Source organism: Vibrio hibernica (genome assembly GCF_015223435.1).
Taxonomy (GTDB): Bacteria; Pseudomonadota; Gammaproteobacteria; order Enterobacterales; family Vibrionaceae; genus Vibrio; species Vibrio hibernica.
This window is the reverse complement of sequence record NZ_VHKO01000001.1, coordinates 234040-255045: the sequence shown is the minus strand read 5'-3', so window position 1 is coordinate 255045 and position 21006 is coordinate 234040. Positions and strand designations below refer to the sequence as shown.

At 40.2% G+C, this 21006-nt stretch carries 25 protein-coding genes; 20 read left to right on the top strand and 5 right to left on the bottom strand.

Annotated elements, in window-relative coordinates; genetic code table 11:
• Nucleotides 1-12 precede the first annotated feature (12 nt).
• Entirely contained in the window at nucleotides 13-741 is a 729-nt protein-coding gene (locus FH976_RS01160) for a GntR family transcriptional regulator (RefSeq protein ID WP_194089070.1), read from the top strand.
• Nucleotides 742-995: 254 nt separating this feature from the next.
• Here FH976_RS01160 and FH976_RS01155 read toward each other — a convergent pair whose 3' ends face one another.
• Nucleotides 996-1220, bottom strand: coding sequence for a hypothetical protein (locus FH976_RS01155; protein WP_194089069.1), 225 nt, complete (start codon nucleotides 1218-1220; stop codon nucleotides 996-998).
• Nucleotides 1221-1353: 133 nt separating this feature from the next.
• Here FH976_RS01155 and FH976_RS01150 point away from each other — a divergent pair, with 133 nt between their 5' ends.
• From FH976_RS01150 to FH976_RS16050, 7 genes are all read left to right on the top strand, one after another.
• Complete coding sequence (locus FH976_RS01150; RefSeq protein WP_228767297.1) at nucleotides 1354-1875, top strand: TRAP transporter small permease; 522 nt, start codon at nucleotides 1354-1356, stop codon at nucleotides 1873-1875.
• Between the two features lie 5 nt (nucleotides 1876-1880).
• Complete coding sequence (locus FH976_RS01145; protein ID WP_194089068.1) at nucleotides 1881-3239, top strand: TRAP transporter large permease; 1359 nt, start codon at nucleotides 1881-1883, stop codon at nucleotides 3237-3239.
• Nucleotides 3240-3284: 45 nt separating this feature from the next.
• Nucleotides 3285-4253, top strand: coding sequence for a TRAP transporter substrate-binding protein (locus tag FH976_RS01140; protein ID WP_194089067.1), 969 nt, complete (start codon nucleotides 3285-3287; stop codon nucleotides 4251-4253).
• A 76-nt stretch (nucleotides 4254-4329) separates the two neighbouring features.
• Nucleotides 4330-5835, top strand: a complete 1506-nt coding sequence (locus FH976_RS01135; protein ID WP_194089066.1) for a mannitol dehydrogenase family protein — start codon at nucleotides 4330-4332, stop codon at nucleotides 5833-5835.
• Between the two features lie 21 nt (nucleotides 5836-5856).
• Nucleotides 5857-6918 carry a mannonate dehydratase gene (uxuA, locus tag FH976_RS01130; protein ID WP_194089065.1) on the top strand — a complete coding sequence of 354 codons (1062 nt, stop codon included), beginning with the start codon at nucleotides 5857-5859 and terminating at the stop codon, nucleotides 6916-6918.
• 190 nt (nucleotides 6919-7108) lie between these two features.
• A complete protein-coding gene (locus tag FH976_RS01125; RefSeq protein ID WP_194089108.1) occupies nucleotides 7109-7570 on the top strand; it encodes a carboxymuconolactone decarboxylase family protein in 462 nt (153 codons plus the stop codon).
• An 89-nt stretch (nucleotides 7571-7659) separates the two neighbouring features.
• A complete protein-coding gene (locus FH976_RS16050) occupies nucleotides 7660-8469 on the top strand; it encodes a helix-turn-helix domain-containing protein (RefSeq protein ID WP_194089064.1) in 810 nt (269 codons plus the stop codon).
• Between the two features lie 60 nt (nucleotides 8470-8529).
• On the opposite strand, the gene FH976_RS01115 is transcribed toward FH976_RS16050, so the two are convergent.
• A complete protein-coding gene (locus FH976_RS01115) occupies nucleotides 8530-9054 on the bottom strand; it encodes a YgjV family protein (protein ID WP_194089063.1) in 525 nt (174 codons plus the stop codon).
• Nucleotides 9055-9506: 452 nt separating this feature from the next.
• On the opposite strand from FH976_RS01115, the gene FH976_RS01110 reads away from it, so the two are divergent.
• Nucleotides 9507-10421, top strand: coding sequence for an aldo/keto reductase (locus tag FH976_RS01110; protein WP_194089062.1), 915 nt, complete (start codon nucleotides 9507-9509; stop codon nucleotides 10419-10421).
• Entirely contained in the window at nucleotides 10411-10557 is a 147-nt protein-coding gene (locus FH976_RS01105) for a hypothetical protein (RefSeq protein ID WP_228767296.1), read from the top strand. The genes FH976_RS01110 and FH976_RS01105 overlap by 11 nt, the downstream gene beginning before the upstream one ends.
• Before the next feature lie 9 nt (nucleotides 10558-10566).
• Here FH976_RS01105 and FH976_RS01100 read toward each other — a convergent pair whose 3' ends face one another.
• The gene (locus FH976_RS01100; protein ID WP_194089061.1) at nucleotides 10567-11523 is read right to left on the bottom strand and encodes a LysR family transcriptional regulator; all 957 of its coding nucleotides are present in this window, start codon (nucleotides 11521-11523) and stop codon (nucleotides 10567-10569) included.
• Nucleotides 11524-11638: 115 nt separating this feature from the next.
• Here FH976_RS01100 and FH976_RS01095 point away from each other — a divergent pair, with 115 nt between their 5' ends.
• The 9 genes from FH976_RS01095 (at nucleotide 11639) to FH976_RS01055 (ending at nucleotide 18805) form a co-directional block, all read left to right on the top strand.
• Nucleotides 11639-12844, top strand: coding sequence for a multidrug effflux MFS transporter (locus FH976_RS01095; protein WP_194089060.1), 1206 nt, complete (start codon nucleotides 11639-11641; stop codon nucleotides 12842-12844).
• A 252-nt stretch (nucleotides 12845-13096) separates the two neighbouring features.
• Nucleotides 13097-14089 carry a 2-hydroxyacid dehydrogenase gene (locus FH976_RS01090; RefSeq protein ID WP_194089059.1) on the top strand — a complete coding sequence of 331 codons (993 nt, stop codon included), beginning with the start codon at nucleotides 13097-13099 and terminating at the stop codon, nucleotides 14087-14089.
• A 9-nt stretch (nucleotides 14090-14098) separates the two neighbouring features.
• Nucleotides 14099-14347 (top strand): hypothetical protein, encoded by a 249-nt coding sequence (locus FH976_RS01085; protein ID WP_194089058.1) that lies wholly within the window; start codon nucleotides 14099-14101, stop codon nucleotides 14345-14347.
• Between the two features lie 21 nt (nucleotides 14348-14368).
• A complete protein-coding gene (locus FH976_RS01080; protein WP_194089057.1) occupies nucleotides 14369-14782 on the top strand; it encodes a GNAT family N-acetyltransferase in 414 nt (137 codons plus the stop codon).
• Between the two features lie 50 nt (nucleotides 14783-14832).
• A complete protein-coding gene (locus FH976_RS01075) occupies nucleotides 14833-15078 on the top strand; it encodes a DUF1294 domain-containing protein (protein ID WP_228767295.1) in 246 nt (81 codons plus the stop codon).
• A gap of 237 nt (nucleotides 15079-15315) precedes the next feature.
• A complete protein-coding gene (locus tag FH976_RS01070) occupies nucleotides 15316-15891 on the top strand; it encodes a GNAT family N-acetyltransferase (RefSeq protein WP_194089055.1) in 576 nt (191 codons plus the stop codon).
• 87 nt (nucleotides 15892-15978) lie between these two features.
• The gene (locus FH976_RS01065; protein WP_194089054.1) at nucleotides 15979-16818 is read left to right on the top strand and encodes a sulfurtransferase; all 840 of its coding nucleotides are present in this window, start codon (nucleotides 15979-15981) and stop codon (nucleotides 16816-16818) included.
• An 8-nt stretch (nucleotides 16819-16826) separates the two neighbouring features.
• A complete protein-coding gene (locus tag FH976_RS01060) occupies nucleotides 16827-17249 on the top strand; it encodes a GFA family protein (RefSeq protein ID WP_194089053.1) in 423 nt (140 codons plus the stop codon).
• Nucleotides 17250-17371: 122 nt separating this feature from the next.
• Nucleotides 17372-18805, top strand: a complete 1434-nt coding sequence (locus FH976_RS01055; RefSeq protein ID WP_194089052.1) for a class II fumarate hydratase — start codon at nucleotides 17372-17374, stop codon at nucleotides 18803-18805.
• A gap of 40 nt (nucleotides 18806-18845) precedes the next feature.
• Here the strand turns inward: FH976_RS01055 and FH976_RS01050 are convergent, their stop codons facing one another.
• Both FH976_RS01050 and FH976_RS01045 read right to left on the bottom strand, forming a co-directional pair.
• Nucleotides 18846-19553, bottom strand: coding sequence for an LrgB family protein (locus FH976_RS01050; RefSeq protein WP_228767294.1), 708 nt, complete (start codon nucleotides 19551-19553; stop codon nucleotides 18846-18848).
• The gene (locus FH976_RS01045; protein ID WP_194089051.1) at nucleotides 19553-19948 is read right to left on the bottom strand and encodes a CidA/LrgA family protein; all 396 of its coding nucleotides are present in this window, start codon (nucleotides 19946-19948) and stop codon (nucleotides 19553-19555) included. The genes FH976_RS01050 and FH976_RS01045 overlap by 1 nt, the downstream gene beginning before the upstream one ends.
• 141 nt (nucleotides 19949-20089) lie before the next feature.
• Here FH976_RS01045 and FH976_RS01040 point away from each other — a divergent pair, with 141 nt between their 5' ends.
• Nucleotides 20090-20950, top strand: a complete 861-nt coding sequence (locus FH976_RS01040; protein ID WP_194089050.1) for a LysR family transcriptional regulator — start codon at nucleotides 20090-20092, stop codon at nucleotides 20948-20950.
• The last annotated feature ends 56 nt before the right edge of the window (nucleotides 20951-21006 follow it).

Below are 21006 nucleotides of genomic sequence, written 5' to 3'. Positions count from 1 at the left end.
AGGCTATAGGTTATGGAAATCAATACAAAACTGTATCAAAAAATTGCCGCTCAATTTAAACGTGACATTAAAAATAACCAATACCCTGTAGGGGCGATGTTGCCACCTGAAAGGGTTATTTCTGAAAAAATGGAAGTGAGTCGGACTGTTGTTCGAGAAGCGATGATCATGCTTGAAGTGGAAGGTTATGTTGAAGTTCGTAAAGGCTCGGGCATTCGGGTTGTTAGCGCTGAACCTTTAGTCTCGCTGCCAAAAGAAGCCTCACCAATGGAAAGCTGGGGGCCATTTGAGCTGCTTCAAGCTCGCCAATTATTTGAAAGTAGTATTGCTGAATTTGCCGCGACTCAAGCGAGCAAACAAGATCTTGTTGCGTTAATGAAAATTCAAGATCAAGCCCGTAGTGATGACCACTCGCGTGACTCTCATTGGGATCGTGAGTTTCATGTTCAGCTTGCCCGTTGTACTCAAAATTCGGCCATTGTGCATATCGCTGAGCAGCTATGTAACCATCGAGAAAATAATCCCTACTGGAAAAAACTGCATGAGCATATCGAGGAAGTGAAAATCAAGAGCTGGTGTGATGATCACGATGCGATTTTAAAAGCTTTGATGAAAGGAGATGCTGAAGATGCGAAACATCAAGCTTGGCATCATATAGAGCAAACTAAACAAATGTTGTTTGATGCCAGTACTGAAGATTATGACCGATTCCTGTATTCAGAAAGTACACTACTTAAATAGCATTTATTATCAAAGATTTATATGTATATTGTCTGATTGCTCAATGCATTAATACAATATTGCCAATGTCATTATATTGATTTCTGACGTCGTACATAGTTTATCCGCGTTGCACATAATCCCCTCGGAACCACTCTCATTTTAATGTAAAGGCGGCTAAGCTGGTCGCCTTAACTTACTTTGTCTATAGAGCGATCCTGTTGTTTTATAAACGTATATTTCTGCTTAATTTGTATTATTAATAGCCTCTTCTATCAACCTCTACACCTCACGACTTGTAATCGCTCACTCACCAATGCTGTTATACCAATATTTACTGGCAGAAAGTCAATTACTACGCCATTATTACCTTTTAATTCAGTTGAATATTGATGATGCATTCTATATAGCCCTGTATTTCCGTGATTAAGGTCAAAAAAACCAACATATATTGGGCCAATTTTAATTTCATTGATCTCTAACTCTTTTTTAGATGTCATACCAATGCATAGTGTTCTCACTAAGATGTCTGATAGGTTGCTATTAGTTCAGCTAGTTTTTCGATTTTGCTTACCGATATTGTCTAGATATCAGCTAAATATAAAAAATATAAGAAAATCTAAAGAGGGCAGCATGTTTGTAAACCAATTTAATATCTATCTCAAAAAGGCGTTGGAGCTTCTGCTCGCGTTTTTTATGACGATTATGATCCTCGCGGTAGTTTGGCAGGTATTTACCCGTTTTGTGCTTCAAGACCCTGCAAGTTATACCGATGAACTGTCCCGCTACTTACTTATGTGGATAGGTATTTTAGGTGGAGCCTATACCTATTCGGTTAAGCGCCATCTTGCACTAGAAATGCTTTCTTCCAAGCTCGATGTAAAAGGGCAGCAAATTTTAACCATCATTATTAATCTGATTATCTGTGTTTTTGCCGCAGTTGTGCTGGTTTATGGTGGTGGCGAAATGGTCAGTACAACATTACAGCACGGACAAATATCGCCAGGAATTACATTTTTTGGAGATAGTTTAAAGATGGGCTATGTGTATTTGGTTGTGCCTATTTCCGGTGTACTGATTTTATATTATGGGCTGTTCGATACTTGTGAATCGGTTATTTCGCTTATGTCTCCTAACCATCAAGCGCAAGGTTAATAATCATGACTCTATTAGATTTATTGTTTTCAGCCGATTTTCTTGCCAATGCGCCAGACTTTTTCTTTGATTTTATCCCTGTCGCGGTTTTATTTGGTGTGCTGGGTGTTTTATTGGTGATTGGTGTACCGATTGCTTTCGCTATTGGGATTGCGGCGGTATTGACGATTTTTCTCGATTTTCCGCTTGAACAAGCGATGGTATTGAGCTCGCAAAAATTTGCAAATGGTTTGGATAACTTTGGCTTGTTGGCGCTGCCCTTTTTTATTGTGGCTGGTAACTTAATGAATCGAGGTGGCCTTGCTTCTCGGTTGATTAATTTTGCGATGATTTTTGGTGGCAAACTGCCCGGTTCACTGTCTCATGTGAATGTTATTGCGAATATGATGTTTGGTTCTCTGTCTGGTTCAGCTGCGGCATCTGCTGCTGCGGTAGGCGGGATCATGAAACCGCTACAAGACAAGCATGATTACCCACCAGAGTTTTCAGCGGCAGTGAATGTGGCCTCTTGCCCTACAGGGTTACTCATTCCGCCATCAAATATCCTCATTCTTTATGCTTTAGTGAGCACCACATCGGTTCAGTATTTATTTATCGCGGGCTATCTGCCGGGTTTATTGATGGGACTGGGAATTATGATCGGCATTTTCTTGTTTGGTAAGCGTTATGGTATTCCGGCCGAGAGAATCGAATTTACAGAAAAAAAACGCAAAGTGGTATTAGATGCACTGCCAAGCTTAGGGCTGGTTGTCATCATAATGGGCGGCATTTTAGGCGGTGTGTTTACCGCAACAGAAGCGTCGGCGATTGCGGTGGTTTACAGCTTAATTCTTGGGATTGTTTACCGTGAACTAAAAATGAAAGACATGATGCCGCTGCTGATTGAAAGTGTGGTGACAACGTCGATTGTTCTACTCATGGTCGCAACCTCATCCGTGATGTCTTGGTCTATGGCCAATGCCGATATTCCGGGCTTCATTGCTGACTTTGTATTAGCCGCATCAGAAAATCCAATCATGGTTATGTTGCTAATGAATGTCATCTTATTGGTGGTTGGCACCTTTATGGACATGACGCCAGCGGTTCTAATTTTTACGCCTATCTTCTTGCCTATTGCGGTTCAGTTAGGCATTGATCCTGTTCATTTCGGTATTATTTTGGTGTTTAACTTATGTATCGGGATTTGTACTCCACCAGTTGGCACCGCATTGTTTGTTGGCTGTAGTGTTTCTAAAACCAAGTTGGGTTCTGTTGTCCCTAAATTATTACCGTTATTTGGGATCATGGTGATTACGCTTGCCATCGTCACTGTTTTCCCTGAGATATCACTTTGGTTGCCTCGTCTCGCAGGCTATCAACAATAACTTGCAGGTACTTGTAAGTTACTAACAATAAAAAGGACGATTTACATGAAAAATATGAAAACGTTATTAGCTTCTGTCGTACTGACGTCAGCAATGGCATTTCAGGCGCACGCAGCTACATTGAAGTTGGCCCATGCATTACCAACAGAGCATCCAGTACATAAATCACTAACTTGGTTCGCTAAGGAAGTAACGAAAGAAACCAAAATCCGCGTAAAAGTATACCCAAATGGCACGTTAGGTGATGAAACCAATCTGCTACAAATGGTTCAAAACGGCACAATTGCTTTCACCAAAGTGAGTGCTGCGCCGCTGAGTACCTTTGCGCCAGATTATAACGTTCTTTCTTTACCTTATTTATTTAAAGATAAAGCAAGCTACGACAAAGTATTAGAAGGGCCAATCGGCGATAAAATTTTAGCATCGTCTGCAAAGTCAGGATTTATCGGTCTTGCATTTCTTGATGCGGGAGCACGTAGTTTTTATACCGACAAACCAATCAAAGAACCTGCTGATCTAAAAGGTATGAAAATTCGCGTTCAAAACTCACCAATTTCAATTGATACCATGAAAGCGTTAGGCGCAACGGCTGTACCTCTACCGTATGGTGAATTGTACTCAGCGCTTCAACAAGGCGTGGTTGATGGAGCGGAAAATAACATCCCTTCATATTATTCATCTCGTCATTATGAAGTAAAAAAATTCTTCTCATACGATATGCATACCATGGTTCCTGATGTGTTAGTGGTTTCAACCAGTGCTTGGAATAGCTTTACGGACGAGCAAAAAGCAACGATTCGTAAAATTGCCAAGGAAACTGTTGAGCAACAAAAAACCAATTGGAAAGCTTACGTAGATAAATCATTAATTGATTTGAAAAAACAAAAAGTAACTTTCACCGACAGTGATATCCCTGCGTTCCAAGAAGCAGTGAAACCTGTTTACGAAAAATTCAAAAAAGAAAACCCTGACTTAGCTGACTTGTTAGAAGAAATCCAACAAGCACAACAATAATAAATGAACAGGGGCATATACGATTCTCTGTATATGCCTCGATTTTTATTGGTATACCTTTTTTAAGAGTCTAGAAATGAATGTACTTTCGACACAAACCATTGATCAAGCAAACGCAAAAATGAAGCCTAACACTCAAATTAATACCGCAGATGTAGGGATTGTTCACCTTGGTTTTGGTGCATTTCACCGTGCCCACCAAGCGTTAATTACTAATCAGGTCATGAAAGAGCTGGGTGGTCATTGGAAGATTGTTGGCGTGAATAACTGGCGCGCAGCGGGAAAGCTTGAGTCAGAAACAGGTGCCGAAAGTGAATTTGCTTCGCAAGATAATTTGTACACTGTGGCCGTAGGGCAAGATGATAACGTTGAACTGGAAGTGATTGGCGCGATCCAAGAAGTATTATTTAGTAATCAAGTTGAAAAAATACTGGCTTATATGACCAGTGAGAAAGTAAAGGTGGTGTCTTTAACCATTACTGAAAAAGGTTATTGTCATCATCCATCAACTGGGCATCTTGATTTGAATAATCCGCTTATTCAACATGACTTACAAAATATTAATCAGCCACACAGTGCGATTGGTTTTTTAGTATCAGCGATTAAAACTCGTAAAGAGAAGGGTATTGCGCCGTTTACGCCATTAACGTGCGATAACTTGCCTGAAAATGGTCATGTGCTAAAACGCGTGGTGTTGGACTTTGCCGAGCAACTTGACCCTGAATTGAGCCAATGGATTGATGCTAATATCCATTTCCCATGCAGCATGGTCGACCGTATTGTGCCGCAAACGACGACTGCTGATATTGATAAAATCACCACTCAACTTGGGGTTCAAGACAATTGCTGCGTGAGCACCGAACCTTTCTTGCAGTGGGTGATTGAAGATAAATTTAATAACGAACGTCCAGCGTGGGAGAAAACGTCTATCGCCAATATTATGTTGACCGATGATGTGATCCCATTTGAAAACATGAAACTGAGATTACTCAATGGAACTCATTCCTCGATTGCTTATTTAGGCTATCTATCCGGTTATCAAACGGTATCTGAAACCATGAGCGATCCGAGTTTTAAGACTTTTATTCGTTATTTAATGGATAAAGAAATTAGTCCGTCAGTTAGCGTGAAAGGCATCGATCTAGAGGCTTATAAAGATCAGCTTATTGAGCGTTATCAAAATACAGCACTTCAACACCGCACATGGCAAATCGCGATGGACGGTTCACAAAAACTGCCGCAACGATTCTTACAAACCATCGCTTATGGTTTAGAACATAACATTGATATTTCAGGGCTGGTGCTTGCAGTGGCCGCATGGATGAAATACGTCAGTGGGGTCGATGAGCAAGGCAATGCAATTGATGTAAAAGACCCATTAAGTGGGAAATTTGCGCAGATTTGGCAACAACACAGTGAGTCTGTTTCTGCCTTAGTTAAAGAATTTTTGGCGTTAGATTCAATATTTTCAACGCAATTAGCTAACAACAGTGTGTTTAAAGCGCAGTTAGTCGATGCCTTAAACCGCCTTATTCAGCATGGTGCAAAACACAGTGTTCAACAATTTATTCAAGCTGTGTAAATTCAGCAGAGGAAGATAACAATGAAAATGACCTTTCGATGGTACGGTGAAGGAAACGATAAAATCACCCTTGATCAGATCAAACAAATTCCGGGTGTAGAAGGGGTTGTTTGGTCATTACATGATATGCCAGCAGGGGCGTTATGGTCGCCAGAACGTATTGCTGAAGTCGAAAAACAAGCCAAAGAGTTTGGTTTTCATATTGATGTTGTTGAAAGTGTGAACGTGCATGAAGACATTAAACTGGGTTTAGATACTCGTGATCAATACATTGAAAACTACAAACAAACACTGCGCGTACTCGCTAAGTTTGGTGTGAAAGTGGTGTGTTACAACTTTATGCCAGTGTTTGATTGGACACGAACGAGTTTGTATAAAAAGCTCCCAGACGGCTCGAACGCGTTGTTCTTTGAAAAAAGTAAAATTAACGAGATTGATCCGATTGAATTAATTGAAACCATTTCAAAAAATACTGATGTCACCATGCCGGGCTGGGAGCCTGAACGTCTTGCCAATTTAAAAAATACTTTTAAGCAATATGAAGGTTTTACTGCCGAAGATTTATGGAAGAACTTACAATACTTCCTTGAGCAAATCATTCCAGTGGCGGAAGAGTGCGACATCAAAATGGCGATCCATCCAGACGATCCTGCCTTCCCAATCTTTGGCTTGCCGCGAATAATCATCAACAAAGAAAATATTGGCCGTTTCTTAAAATTGGTCGATAGGCCGCATAATGGTTTAACCGTTTGTACTGGTTCGCTCGGCTCTATTGATAACGATATTCCTGCGATTATTGATGCATACCATGATCGTATTCACTTTATGCACATCCGTAATGTGAAACGTTTTGAAAATGGTGACTTTATTGAAAGCTCACATCGTGCTTGTGATGGTTCGGTGGATATTGTTCAAATCGTAAAATCACTGCATAAATACGATTACCAAGGTTATGTACGCCCCGATCACGGGCGTCATATTTGGGGGGAGGAAAAGTGGGCAAGGCCGGGTTACGGCTTATACGACCGCGCCCTTGGCATTATGTACATCAATGGCTTATGGGATTTGTTGAATCATAAATAAACCTGGTTGATATGTTTACTGTTTGACTCAAAAAAGGTTATGTCGCTTGGCATCGCCTTTTTGCCTTTTTGCCTTTTTGGTAGTGGTTAATATTGTTATCAGCTTTTATGTCGATGTCGAAAATATTCAATAAATGATTGTTGCGAGGGCTTATATTAAGGGCACATCAATGAATGATTGGAGAAAGATGATGACAACTCGTTTAAACTATATGGCCGCTGCGCCAAAAGCTATTACACTTTTATTTGAGCAAGAGAAAAATTTACAGCAGCAGTTCAGTCAATCGGATTCACTCAGTATTACGATCTGGGAACTGGTTAAATTACGCGTATCTCAAATTAATCACTGCGCTTTTTGTATTGATATGCATTGTAAAGATGCGTTAAAACAAGGTGAAACCATTGAGCGTATTTATGGGCTGACTGCTTGGCGTGATATGCCGTTTTATGCCGACAACGAACGAGCAGCGCTAGCATGGGCTGAATTGCTTACTGAAGGTAAACCAATCAGTGATTCTGATTATCAACAAGGGTTAAGTATTTTTGGTGATGCAAGTTTAGTGAATTTAACGATTGCAGTTAATGCGATTAATAGTTGGAATCGCATTGCTAAAACCTTTAAGCCTGAAGTCGGAAGCTACAAAGCGGTATAAAGATGACGAGGAGTCAAACTCAGTATATCTTTTACTTACCGCTTCACTGCAACGTCAGTACTTTGAGTTGAGAGTAAAAAGGAATAAGAGTGACTGCTCAGTTTGATTTCTATATTTTTAAACCTCAAAAGATGCTTGCTGATCATGTACAAGGTATTTGGTCGGCTTGCACGCCTCAAACTAATACATCAAGGTTGAAACAATGGCTTCACTGTGATGGTGGTAGCGGTATTTTATTCAATTTGGGTGGAGAGATTCAAATTGGTGATATTACCTTTAAACGCGGTGTGATTTTTCTACCTGTTACCAAACATGCTCAACCTGTCTATTTTCCATCTGGATCTTTATTGGTTGGTGTTCGTTTTCACCCTGCAATTGGTCGTCAATTTGTGGGCGGTAATTATCAAACTGAGCACCAAGCGGTACACATTGCGATATCAGACGATACCCTTTCTTTATCTTTGGTTTATCAGCATTTATTGACAATAAAAGGCAAATACGCCAGAACGGTGTTGCTTTATCGCTGGATCAGCCAGTTGCTCTTTGATGATGAGGTGAGGGAACCATTCTCTTTGCCGATAGAGCTAAAACAAGCGTTAGCCAACATTAAACAAAAGAGTCAGGATTCAGTAAAACCAACAACGCTATCTCTTAGTCAGCGGCAGCTTGAACGTCACTTTCAAAAGTGGATGAATATAACGCCGAAATATTATCAAAGGATCATCAGGGTGAATAAAACCTTGCAAGCCTTAAAATTAAATCCTGACGCAGAACTGGTCGATTTAGTGTTTCAATATGGATTTACCGATCAAGCACATATGACACGAGAATTTAAAGCCATTGCTAAAATTACGCCGAAGCAATACAGCAAAAAAGTAAAGGTAACAAAATCAATTTAATTGGTAACGACTCCAGTAATGGAAGAGTTCAGGATATAATCGCGTTCATATATTGTTTACTCACTCAGCCTTGAAACCCACTTTTTGATTATTACGATAAAGACGCATTATGGTGAATAAATTCACGGTTAATAATGTGGCTTCTAGTAATGAGCCGCCAATTGATCCCACAATAATGTTATTTGCTAGCCAGCATATTGCCCCAATAATAAAGGCGATCCGCATTTGAATTCCTTTTAATAGAAAAACCGCAATCGTTCCTAATATAGAACCTAGAATGGGTAATAGATCTAAAGGTCCATCTGCAATCCATAAACCAAGAGCAATACTTACGATGACAAAGGCAGCAGCGACTAACTTTGAAGAGGTCTTAATGGCGGTTGCGGTACGCAGAAAAGAGAGCAGGGTGCTGATGGCGGAAATATCCGATCCTAATAGGTAAAAGTGCAGCACATTGTTGAATTGGAAAATCAACATGACGAGTTTCAGCTTACGGTCATCTTTTTGATAAAAAGTTGAAATACCAAGTGCAAAGCTAAGAAAACCAAGCCACTGAGCAAACGGTAAATCAATTAAATACTGCATTTATGAGCCTTAAAGTGAAATGTTAGGGAAATAACAACCTGCATCAGTGGTTTGTATGTCTGTTTTACTCGAAGCTGAAACTTCAAGTATTTTGGGTCTAAGGGTTCAGATGAAATGGTGATACCACGTCAAGTTGTTATACCAATTAGCCTAACATGTTGAGGACCATTTTAGCAACGAATTGAAATGGCATTTCATTAAAGAGTTGGCAGTCTTACATTGTTATCACGATTGTTTAGAGATGCTCGTAGGGGACACGGTATAAATATTGGCTTTTATGGCTTTCATTACTCTGAAAATAAAGCTATCTCGAGCCATTTTTAGTGATTCTCTTTTTTGCAATGTAATCTTTCGGGGTTTATTGATTGTGCCAAGCTAGAAAACTCCCTAGGATTAACGCAATCGATTTTCAATATTCATCATGGAGTCAGTCTTTTAGACTGAAATGAAATATGACGACAATTAAAAAAGTACAAATTGCACCGCAAGGGCCTGAATTCTCTGAGTTAGTTCAAGGTTACTGGCGTTTAGGTGATTGGGGAATGAGCCCACAAGAACGACTAACCTTCTTAAAGCAACATGTTGAACTGGGTATTACAACCGTAGATCACGCAGATATTTACGGATACTACGAATGTGAACAACTGTTTGGTGAAGGTTTAGCGCTTGATAAAAGCATGCGCGATCAAATTGAGATCGTGAGTAAATGCGATATCAAATTGTGCGGTGATAAAAACCCAGATTGGAAAGTTAACCATTACAACACCAGTAAATCTCACATTGTTGAATCGGTTAATAATTCGCTTAAACGTTTGCAAGTAGAAGATTTAGATGTGCTTTTAATCCATCGCCCAGACGCATTGATGGATGCTGATGAAGTAGCAGAAGCATTCTCAGAGTTAAAACAGGCGGGTAAAGTGAAACACTTTGGTGTCTCGAATTTTTCTCCTCGTCAGTTTGAATTACTGCAATCGCGTCTAGATGCGCTATTAGTGACCAACCAAGTTGAAATTAACCCACTGAATTTTGAAGTCGCGCATGATGGCACCTTAGATCTGCTGCAGCAATTACGTGTGAAACCAATGGCGTGGTCTTGCCTTGCTGGTGGTGATATTTTTAATGGCTTAGAAGATCAGCATGTTCGCGTTCGTGATGAATTAGAAGCCATTGCCAAAGAAGTGGGCGCACAAAGTATTGATCAAGTGATTTATGCTTGGGTGCATCGTTTGCCATCAAAACCTTTACCGATCATAGGTTCAGGTAAGATCGAACGTATGCAAGCGGCAATCGATGCCTTGAGTATTGATTTGAGCCGTGAGCAATGGTTCCGAGTGTGGTGTGCTTCTAAAGGTCACGGTGTGCCATAAATCAGCCTTTGTATTTGAAGCCCTTAATCAATTATCTGGTCGCGGTGGTTATGTAGGGTGCGAAATCCTATTTAATGGTCGAGTAAAATTGATTGGCCGCGCTGTGACGACCATCGAAGGTAAAATGCACGTATAATTTATGCTTTTAAATAATGGCTTTTTTTACACTCAGACTTATCGTTTCTCTCATCCACTGATGGCCTTTGTCTTGGTTATTACGTTCGTGCCATAACAAGACATACGCCATCGGCAAAAATTCAAAAGGCAAAATGAGCTGAGTTAAAGGGTAAAGTTTGAGGGCATGGCTGGCAAAGCTTGATGGCAAGGTGAAAATCAAATCGGTATGCGCACATACGCTCGCCGCGCCATAAAAATCGGGGACAGTGGCACTGATATTACGATGATGGCCACGATCCGCTAAATGATAATCCAGTGCCCACCATTCTTTTCCTTCGCATCGAACTTGCACATGCGCCATGCTCAAATAGCGTTCTAGTGTCCAATCTTTTTGTTCCACTGTTTGCAAGATAGGGTGATCGTTTCGCACTAAGCACACTTGTTTGTCTTCATATAAAGTATGCTGGACTAATCCTTCTGGTGGCTTGTTGTTATCTAAACTCGTTTGGGGGTGTAAATCTCGCCCGGCAATGCCAAAGTCAATTTGTCCTTGTTGAAGATCGTGAAAAGATTGCCCTGTCCATAAGTAAGAATCGAGCTTAATACTGGGAGCTTGTTGTAAAAGTGAACCAATAAAGGAAGGGATCAAAGTTTCGTAAGCACTTTCTACCATTGAAAAGGTGAATTTTCGGCTGCTGGTCGCAGGATCAAAAATGGGCGGTAACGTTAATTGATATAAATCTTGCAATGTATTTGGCAGTATTTTTGATAGCGCCATTGCATGTGCTGTAGGCTTTAGACCATGAGAGGTTCGCTGAAACAGAGGGTCATCAAGTGTTTCACGTAAGCGATTTAAGCTCTTACTTAATGCTGATTGGCTTAGATTTAAGCGATAAGCTGCACGCGTTACGCTTTGTTCTTCGAGTAATACTTGTAAGATCACCAGCAAATTGAGATCGATGCGAGCAAGTTTATCTAAATTCACCTGATATTCCTTATAGGAAATTGATTTCCGAAATTATACCATTTCTGTTCATATCATCTAAGCGTTAAAATATCGCACTTATTTTTGTCTTTTTTATTCCCACTTTGAGAATTATATGCAACGTAATTTGTTATTTATTTTGATGTCGATGGTGTTGCTGAGTCCATTGGCAATTGATATCTATTTACCGTCTTTACCTATTATGGCGCAAGATTTCTCGGTTTCTAACAGCCAAGTGCAATCTACTTTGATTTTATTCTTATTTGCGATGGGATTAGGCCAAGTCATTATTGGGCCATTGGCGGATCGGTTTGGTCGTCGTCCGATTGCTTTATTTGGTTTGGTTTTGTATATCCTAAGCAGTTTATTGGCGGTGCTTTCAAAAGAGTTTGAATTACTGCAAGTAGCGCGAGTGCTACAAGGTTTAGCGGCGTGTTCAACTTCTATTGTGGTCTTTAGCGCGGTGCGTGATTGTTACTCGGTTAAAGATGGCGCAAAAATTTATAGTTATTTAAATGGTGTGATCTGTGTGGTTCCCGCTTTAGCTCCAACGTTAGGCGGCGTATTGGCATTGCATTTTGGTTGGCGTTCAACCTTTGCCTTTATGATGTTATACGGCTTGATCATGCTGGTTATTGTATTGTGGAAATTTTCTGAAACACGGCCAGCTAATACGGTTAGTGAAGGGTCGTTATATCGTTGGTCTCGATATAAACCGGTATTAACAGAGCGCCATTTCTTATTTTATGCGATTTGTTGCATGACAGGTATGGGCGCGATTTTAACCTATGTTTCTTATGCGCCAGTGTGGTTAATTGGTCATTTAGGTGTATCTGAGTTAGCTTTTAGTGGTTTATTTGGCATTAACGCCATCATTAATATTGCCGCATGTTTTGGTGCACCTTGGGTGATCAAAAAATTAGGTAACCGCCCAACCGTTATTCTTGCTTTATCGTTGTTAATTGGATCGGCGGCAATGCAATTTTTAGCCCAAGAAATTGGCCCTCAAATGGGAATGGCTGCCGCTGTTGGCTTTATGTTACCAATGGCATTGCTTTGTATCGGTTTTGCTTTATTACTTGGCCCTGCTACTAGTATGGCGCTTTCTGCATTTGGTGAACGCGCAGGTACCGCAGCAGCAATGCTTGGATTTATTCAGATGAGTGGCGCTTCGTTGCTCGCCGGTTTAATTCAGCAAACCTCATTGACAGCGCCATTTGCCGTGATCACCGTTATGGGTGGTGGGGCAATAATCTTGCTTTCTATAATGTCGATGAAAAGAATGAATGCATGGCACGTTGAGCAACTGGCTCACGACTGATATGTCATATTTTTCTTCATTCACTAATCAATAAGAGTTTGTATCTCGTCCTAAAATAAGTTGATGATTGTCCTTAAGCCAGCACTTGTTTTTGGCTTTTTTATGGTTGGAACTTTTTGTTTTAATTATTACTTGAGATAGATCAACAGATAAGGGTAATGTGTATCATTGTTGTTTAAGAACAGGCGTTGTTTAAGATCAGACGCTACTTCAAACTAGGCGCGATTTAAAATCAGGCCCAAAGGAACCACTATGAAAATCTCAATGTTCAGTACCAAATCTTATGATGAAGCCTCGTTTCTTAAAGTGAACGAAAAGTATGGATTTGAATGCCACTTTTATAATTTTCAGTTGGATGTAAAAACCGCGTCTATTGCTGAAGATTCTCAAGTCATTTGTGCCTTTGTGAATGATGATTTAAGCCGGCCTGTATTGGAGAAATTAGCGTCGCAAGGCACTCAGTTGATTGCAATGCGATGTGCGGGATTTGATCGAGTAGATTTAGATGCAGCAAAAGAGCTTGGGATCCAAGTGGTTCGCGTTCCTTCTTATTCACCAGAAGCCATCGCTGAGCATGCCGTTGGTATGATGATGTGCTTAAATCGCCGCTTTCATAAAGCCTACCAACGAACTCGTGATGCCAATTTCTCGTTAGAAGGATTAACGGGTTTTAATTTTCATGGTAAAACCGTTGGTGTCATTGGATCCGGAAAAATAGGCCTGGCGACAATGCGGATCCTAAAAGGTTTAGGCATGAATATTCTTTGTTCCGACCCATATCCAAGTGATGCCGCGATTGAATTAGGGGCAACCTATACGGACTTAGATGAAATTTATCGCCAGTCCGATGTGATCACACTTCATTGTCCTTTAACGAAAGACAATCAGCGATTATTGAACGCAGAGTCATTCAGTAAAATGAAAGATCATGTGATGATTATTAACACTAGTCGTGGTGGATTATTGGATTCTGGTGATGCAATTGAAGCGCTGAAGAGCGGTAAAATAGGCTCGCTTGGTTTAGATGTTTATGACAATGAGAAAGAATTATTCTTCCAAGATAAATCGAATGACATTATTACTGATGATATCTTCCGCCGTTTATCGGCCTGCCATAATGTATTGTTCACTGGACACCAGGCATTCTTAACCCAAGAAGCGTTATCCAATATTGCAGAAACAACGTTGAATAACGTGGACGAATTTTCAAAACATGCTTTGTCTGGTAACGAAGTGATAATTTAGGAGAAGTGAATGGCAGCGAATTGGTATCGTAAAAATTTAGGTGGTGCTTTAATGGTAGAACCTAACATTGCTTCATTAAAAGAGCAGTGCCAATCCTTAGGTGGATCTTTCGTTGCCTATTATCGTCATGAGTCGCTCAGTGGGTTACACTGTGACTTTATTGTGTACTTCCCACCAGAGAGTTCAACTCTTGCCATGCTAGTCAAAGCTAAAGTCTGTGATGCGCCTGATCAGCACGACTTATCGAGACTCATTTAACGTAAATAATATGGAGCGCTTATGACAATTGAATACAAGGTAAATCAGCCCATTACTGCGAGACAGTTTATTGATTTATTAAAACAAACCACTTTGGGTGTACGCCGACCAATTGACAATATTGTTGCTATTCAGGCAATGCTTGATCATGCGAATTTAACCGTGACCGCATGGCAGGGCGATGAGTTGATTGGAATTTCTCGCTCTGTGACAGATTTTTATTTTTGTTGTTATTTATCAGATTTAGCCGTTTCTGAAAATATTCAAGCGAAAGGCATTGGCAAAGAGCTAATTAAGCAGACATTTTTACAGTTAAACCCAGGCTGTAAATTGAATTTATTAGCTGCGCCTCAAGCGGTTGATTATTATCCTTATATTGGCTTAGAGAGACACGAGAGTGCGTGGATTTTATCAGACCTTAAACAATTGGATTAAGAAATAGCATTATGGTCACCTTAAAAATGGGTTTGTTATATTGTTTTATTATGAGCTTTGTAACCTTTGTTATTTACTGGAAAGATAAGCGCGCAGCCAAAAAAGATCAGTGGCGCACACCTGAAAAAACGTTGCAACTTTTAGCTTTAGCGGGCGGTTGGCCAGGAGCATTAATGGCGCAAAAACTATTGCGCCATAAGACTCGCAAGTTTAGTTTTCAAGTGATTTTTTGGTTTATGGTGGTGCTGAATTGCATCGGAAGTATTTGGATCCAGAACCCTCATTTTTTCCGTTAATACAAGTCTCATGAATGCAAAGGCTGAAGAGGATAAATATTCAAAACATGAGTACAGAAATAAAATAGTCAATATCGATTACTGCTATTGACTATTTTATCGACTATTCCTTCATAAGCGATATTTTGCTATAATCCGCCTCAATATATCAACACCACTTTCGGTGCCATTCATATATACCCACTAAATGGGTTTCCAGTTAAGGATGACGGAACACAAACAAGGTGTCTCCATCTCATGAACATGACGCAATCAAATCAAAGTATCCACTCGACTCAAAATGTGACTCTCCAATCGAACACCAATATTAACGATACACAAATCTTAGAAATCCCCGATGAAGTTTGGCCTCAAATAGAACAAATTCAAGAAGTCGCCTATCGAGATGACCTAGCCGAAGATATTGATATTCTTAAAATTAAATCTGATGTATCACCTGAAACGTGTTTTGTGTGTATGGATGATGATGAGCAAGTATTAGGTTATGTACTCGCGCACCCTTGGGAAAGTGAAGAGCCGCCACACATCAACCAAGATATTTCTGATCGCAAAGAAGTGGTGTCTGTAGAAGATGCATCAACTTTATATATTCATGATTTAGCCATTAATCCTGATACGCGAGGTGCGGGGATTGCTCAAGCATTGATTGAAAATTTACTAAAACATGCCGATGCTTTGAATATTGATAGAGTTTCTTTAGTCGCAGTACAAGGTATGGCTAGCTTTTGGGCTAAATATGGTTTTAAATCAGTAAAGTCAGACTGTACTGATAGCTATGGTGATGATGCTCAATTAATGGTTAACCTACTTTAATACCGACTTTCAAGTCAGTTGGGTAATTATAGAATATATTATGAGCATCATTTTCATTTTCTAATGTAGAGAAAGGAAAGAGATACTATGAATTCTACTTACCCAATGATTTCTCCCACTTGGTTGTTTGATCACTTTTCTGATGACAATCTTATTCTTCTAGATGCCACGGTTGAACACTCGGTTGTTGGTGAGCAACTAGAGGGACCTCGTAATTATCTTCCTAATTCGCAAGCTTTTGATATTGAAAAAGTGTTTGTGGATCTTACATCGTCACTGCCTAACACCATGCCCAGCTCTGATAAGTTTTCTCAAGAAGCCAAAAACTTGGGAATAAACGATGACAGTATTGTTGTCATTTACGATGAACGAGGCTTATATTCTGCGCCTCGAGCGTGGTGGATGTTTAAATGCATGGGTCATGAGCATGTGTATGTGCTTAATGGTGGCGTTAAAGCTTGGCAAGCGATGGGGTATCCGTTAAGCGATACTCTTGGTGTTGATCTTTATGCTCAAGGTAATTTTGTTGCTCACTATCAAGCGGATAAAATTTACAGTGCTCAAGATGTTCTAGCCGCAATTGATACAACTAATACTATGATTGTGGATGTACGTGGCGAAGGGCGATTTAACGGTACGGTACAAGAACCACGTGAAGGCATGCGTTCAGGGCATATTCCATCGTCGATTAATTTGCCTTTCAGTAAAGTCTTAGCTGGGCATCAATATCTGCCAAATGAAGAACTTGTGGCGTTATTAAAGCAATATCAGTTTGATCAAGCCGAAAAGCTGGTATTTAGTTGTGGCTCAGGTCTAACCGCTTGTATCGTATTATTGGCAGCTTATTGCGTTGGTTATAACAATATGGCGGTTTACGATGGATCGTGGAGTGAGTGGGGCGGAGATCATTCGCTTCCAATTGAATAGGAAATATTATGGGTAATGAATCTATATATCCAGTAAAAGGACAATGTCAGTGTGGGCAAGTTAAGTTCTCATTGAATGCCGCCCCAAAGTTGATCATTGCATGTCATTGTAAAGACTGCCAAAAATTATCAACAAGTGCATTTAGCATCACAGCGATAGTGGACGAGCATGATATTGATATTACTGGAGATCTAAACGAAAACTCACGTGTTGCCGCCAGTGGTAATCTCAATGTAGGTAAATTTTGCCCAGGATGTGGCAATCGTATTTATCACATTAATCCAACTGCACCTGAAATGATTAAATTTAAAGCAATGAGCAGCTTAGATGACACCAGTATGGTTGTGCCGAATATGCATGTTTGGACCAGTGAAAAGCAAGCTTGGGTCGCTATTCCTGATGATGTACAGCAGTTCGAAAAACAGCGTTAAATGAGAAAATAAGAGTCTTAATGATTGAGACACTTGCATAACCGTTCATTTAGCTCAACACTGAAGCCATCGACTTTTGATTTTTATTCGTAATGACGAGAATAGTAAAAAAGGAAAATACGATGGCTTCTTCAATTTCCAATAATTCAACTGACACTAATTTCCGACTCGAGCACGACAGCATGGGTGAGGTTCGTGTCCCTAAAAACGCCTTGTATCAAGCGCAAACTCAACGCGCGATCGATAACTTCCCAATGAGTGATTTAAGGCTACCTTTTCGTTTCATTCAATCGATTGTATTAATCAAGCAAGCGGCTTCAGTCGTTAACCGAGACCTAAAATTATTAGACTCAGAGCAAGCTCAAGCGATAGAGGTTGCCTGTACCATGCTTATCGAAGGTGAACATTCTGATCAGTTCCCCATTGATGTGTTCCAAACGGGCTCCGGCACCAGCACCAATATGAATGTGAATGAAGTCATAGCAACATTGGCGAATAACCATCTGGGTGAAGAGTTGAATGGTAAGCAACGAGTTCATCCCAATGATCACGTTAATATGAGCCAAAGTAGCAATGATGTGATCCCAACAGCAATTCAATTAAGTTGTTTAGTCGCCATTCATCACCAACTGCTTCCGAATATGTCCCATCTTATTGATACGTTAGAGAAAAAAGCCTTACAAACTGACAGCATTGTAAAAACTGGCCGGACGCATTTAATGGATGCCATGCCAGTGACTTTTGGGCAGGAATTACGAGGTTGGAAAGCTCAAATTCAACGAGCGCAACAACGTATTGAAGATTCATTACCTGAGCTGCAAAGTTTAGCGCAGGGAGGTACAGCGGTAGGAACGGGCATAAATGCGCCTGAGAAATTTGCGAAAAATATAGCCGAACAATTAAGTGAAATGACTGGGCTAAATCTGCATGCCAGTGATAATCCATTTTATAACTTGAGCTGCCAAGACAGTAGTGTCGCGCTTTCAGGTGAGTTAAAAAGTTATGCAGTCGCTTTAATGAAAATAGCCAATGATTTACGTTGGATGAACTCTGGCCCACTCGCTGGAATTGGTGAAATTGAATTGCCTGCTTTGCAACCGGGTTCATCAATAATGCCGGGTAAAGTTAACCCTGTTATTCCTGAAGCCGTTGCGATGGCGGCTGCGCAAGTGATGGGCAATGACACAACGATCACGGTAGCAGGGCAAGCAGGAAATTTTCAATTAAATGTGATGCTACCGGTTATTGCGTATAACCTGTTGCAAAGCATTGAATTATTAACAAATAGTTCTCTTTTATTGGCAGATAAAGCGATCCAAGGTTTTACCATTAGACAAGATAATCTAGATAAAGCGTTAGCAAAAAATCCAATTCTGGTGACGGCGCTTAATCCTGTTATTGGTTATGAAAACGCCGCAAAAATTGCTAAAAAAGCGTATCAACAACAGCGGGCTATTTTAGAGGTAGCAGAAGAGGAAACCACATTAAGCCGAGAAGAACTTAAAGAGTTATTAGATCCGATGGTTCTTACTCAAGGTGGAGTTTCTCAGCTGTAAACAGTATACAAGCCGTAAATTTATAAGCTTGGAGCGCCTATTAAGCCCATAAAATATGCCCGAGCCATGGCGCAAGAAGCACGGTAACCACACCAGATAGCATCATCATTAAGCTGGCGATGACACCCGCTTGATTATCTATTTTATAAGCGGTTGCTGTACCTGCGCCATGAGCACAAGCACCTAAACCTGCACCTTTACCATGGTGCGATGTAATGGTTAGCCCACCTAGTACTAACTCTCCTACAATAATCCCAATAACCCCGGTGATCACGACAAAAACAGCCGTTAGGTCCGGTTTTCCGCCAATTGATTCTGTTGCCACCATTGCAAAAGGCGTTGTGATAGAACGCATTGCCAGGCTGCGTTGTAACATCTCGGATAGATGAAACCAGCGACTTAATAATAAGGTACTACCAACGCCAGCACTCACAGCAATAAAAACGCCAGTGGTTAAAGAAAGCCAATGTTTGACGATTAAAGTGCGATATTCATATACAGGAACCGCAAAGGCTAAAGTCGCAGGACCGAGCATCCAAACTAACCAATGAGAATCCCACATATAGTCTTGGTATGGAATATGTAAACCAGTGACTAAAACCACAATGACCACAGGAACAAAAACAAGTGGAATAAAAATAAACACAGGAAAGCGAGAGTGAAGCCACTTACTAAAATAATAACAACTTACAGTAAAAGCTAAGTACATCAACATAGCAGCATGGTGTTGAATAGATTGAAGTTCCATCAGTGTTGCCCCTGCATTTTTTTGACTTCATAACGATAAATTCTCTCTACGACGTATGCGGTTACACCTAATACAAAGCAGGTACTCAATAAAATTACAGCCATAATTTTAATGCCATCGTGTATGAATAAATCTTGGTAATTAATGATGGCGATAACCGCGGGAATAAAAAACAACAACATTTCCGCGAGTAACCACATTGAACCGGCTTTTAACCACTTAATATTGATAATCCCAGTGAACATCAGCACAAGAAGGACGAACAAACCAAATACATTGGAGGGCATTGGAATATGAAGTATCCGTACTGCTTGGTCTGCGAAAAGCCACAATAGGCAAAGGCTAATTACTTGGATAAAAATAAGAGAAATTGTTTTGATTTTTGAAGGGATCATCGTCTTAACTGATTCGGTTTAATAAGATGTAGTCATTATAAGTGATACAGATCACTTTCCAGTAATGAATAATATGACTAGAATACATTCTATATCGGAATGATTTTGGCTGTGTTGCTACCCATATTAAGGTTGTAATTTATGAATAACAAAGAGCTCAATTATTTTGTCACCTTGATTCGAGCCAAAAATTTCACTCGTGCTTCTGAGCAACTTTTTGTCACACAACCTACTATTAGCAAAGCTTTGAAGTCTTTAGAGTCATCGGTTGGTGGTCCTTTAATTCATCGCAATAATCGAGATATTAGGTTAACGGAAGCGGGCAGTATTGTTTATCGTTATGGCGAAGAGATCTTACAGCAGTTCAATGATATGCAGGTAAAGCTACATGATTTACAACAGTTGGAGTCGGGGACATTATCGATTGGTATTCCACCCATGGTTGGACACTTATACGCTGATACCTTGCATCGGTTTCAGGTCAAATACCCGAAAGTAGAGGTATCTATTGTAGAGTTTGGTAGCCGTAAAATTGAAAGTGCCATTCATGCTGGAGATATTGATCTTGGTATTACCATGCTGCCTTTAAATCAAGAACAATTGAAGACAAAAATTATTGTTACGCATCCGGTCTATGTGGTTTTGGCAAAAAATAGTGGTTATTCAATCGATCAAACTATCGATATTGTCGATCTACAACAGCATACTTTCTATCTTTACCGTGAAGAATTTGCATTGACGGCGATTATTGAACAGTTATGTCAAGATAATGGTTTTCAGCCAAGAGTAGGGGTCAGGAGTACTCAATGGGACTTTCTTGCTGCTATGGTAAAAAGCGGGCTAGGAGTAACATTTTTACCTGCGCCGATCTGCGCCCGCTTGAATTCTGAGCATTACGATTTTATTGAGTTAAAACAAGAAATAAAATGGGAGCTTGGAATTTGCTGGTCGTCGCAACGTTATCTCTCTCATGCGGCAAAAGCATTTTTAGCACTATTTTGAATATAAATAACCGAGAATAAAAAACCGCACCTTATGAAGATGCGGTTGAGTGTTTA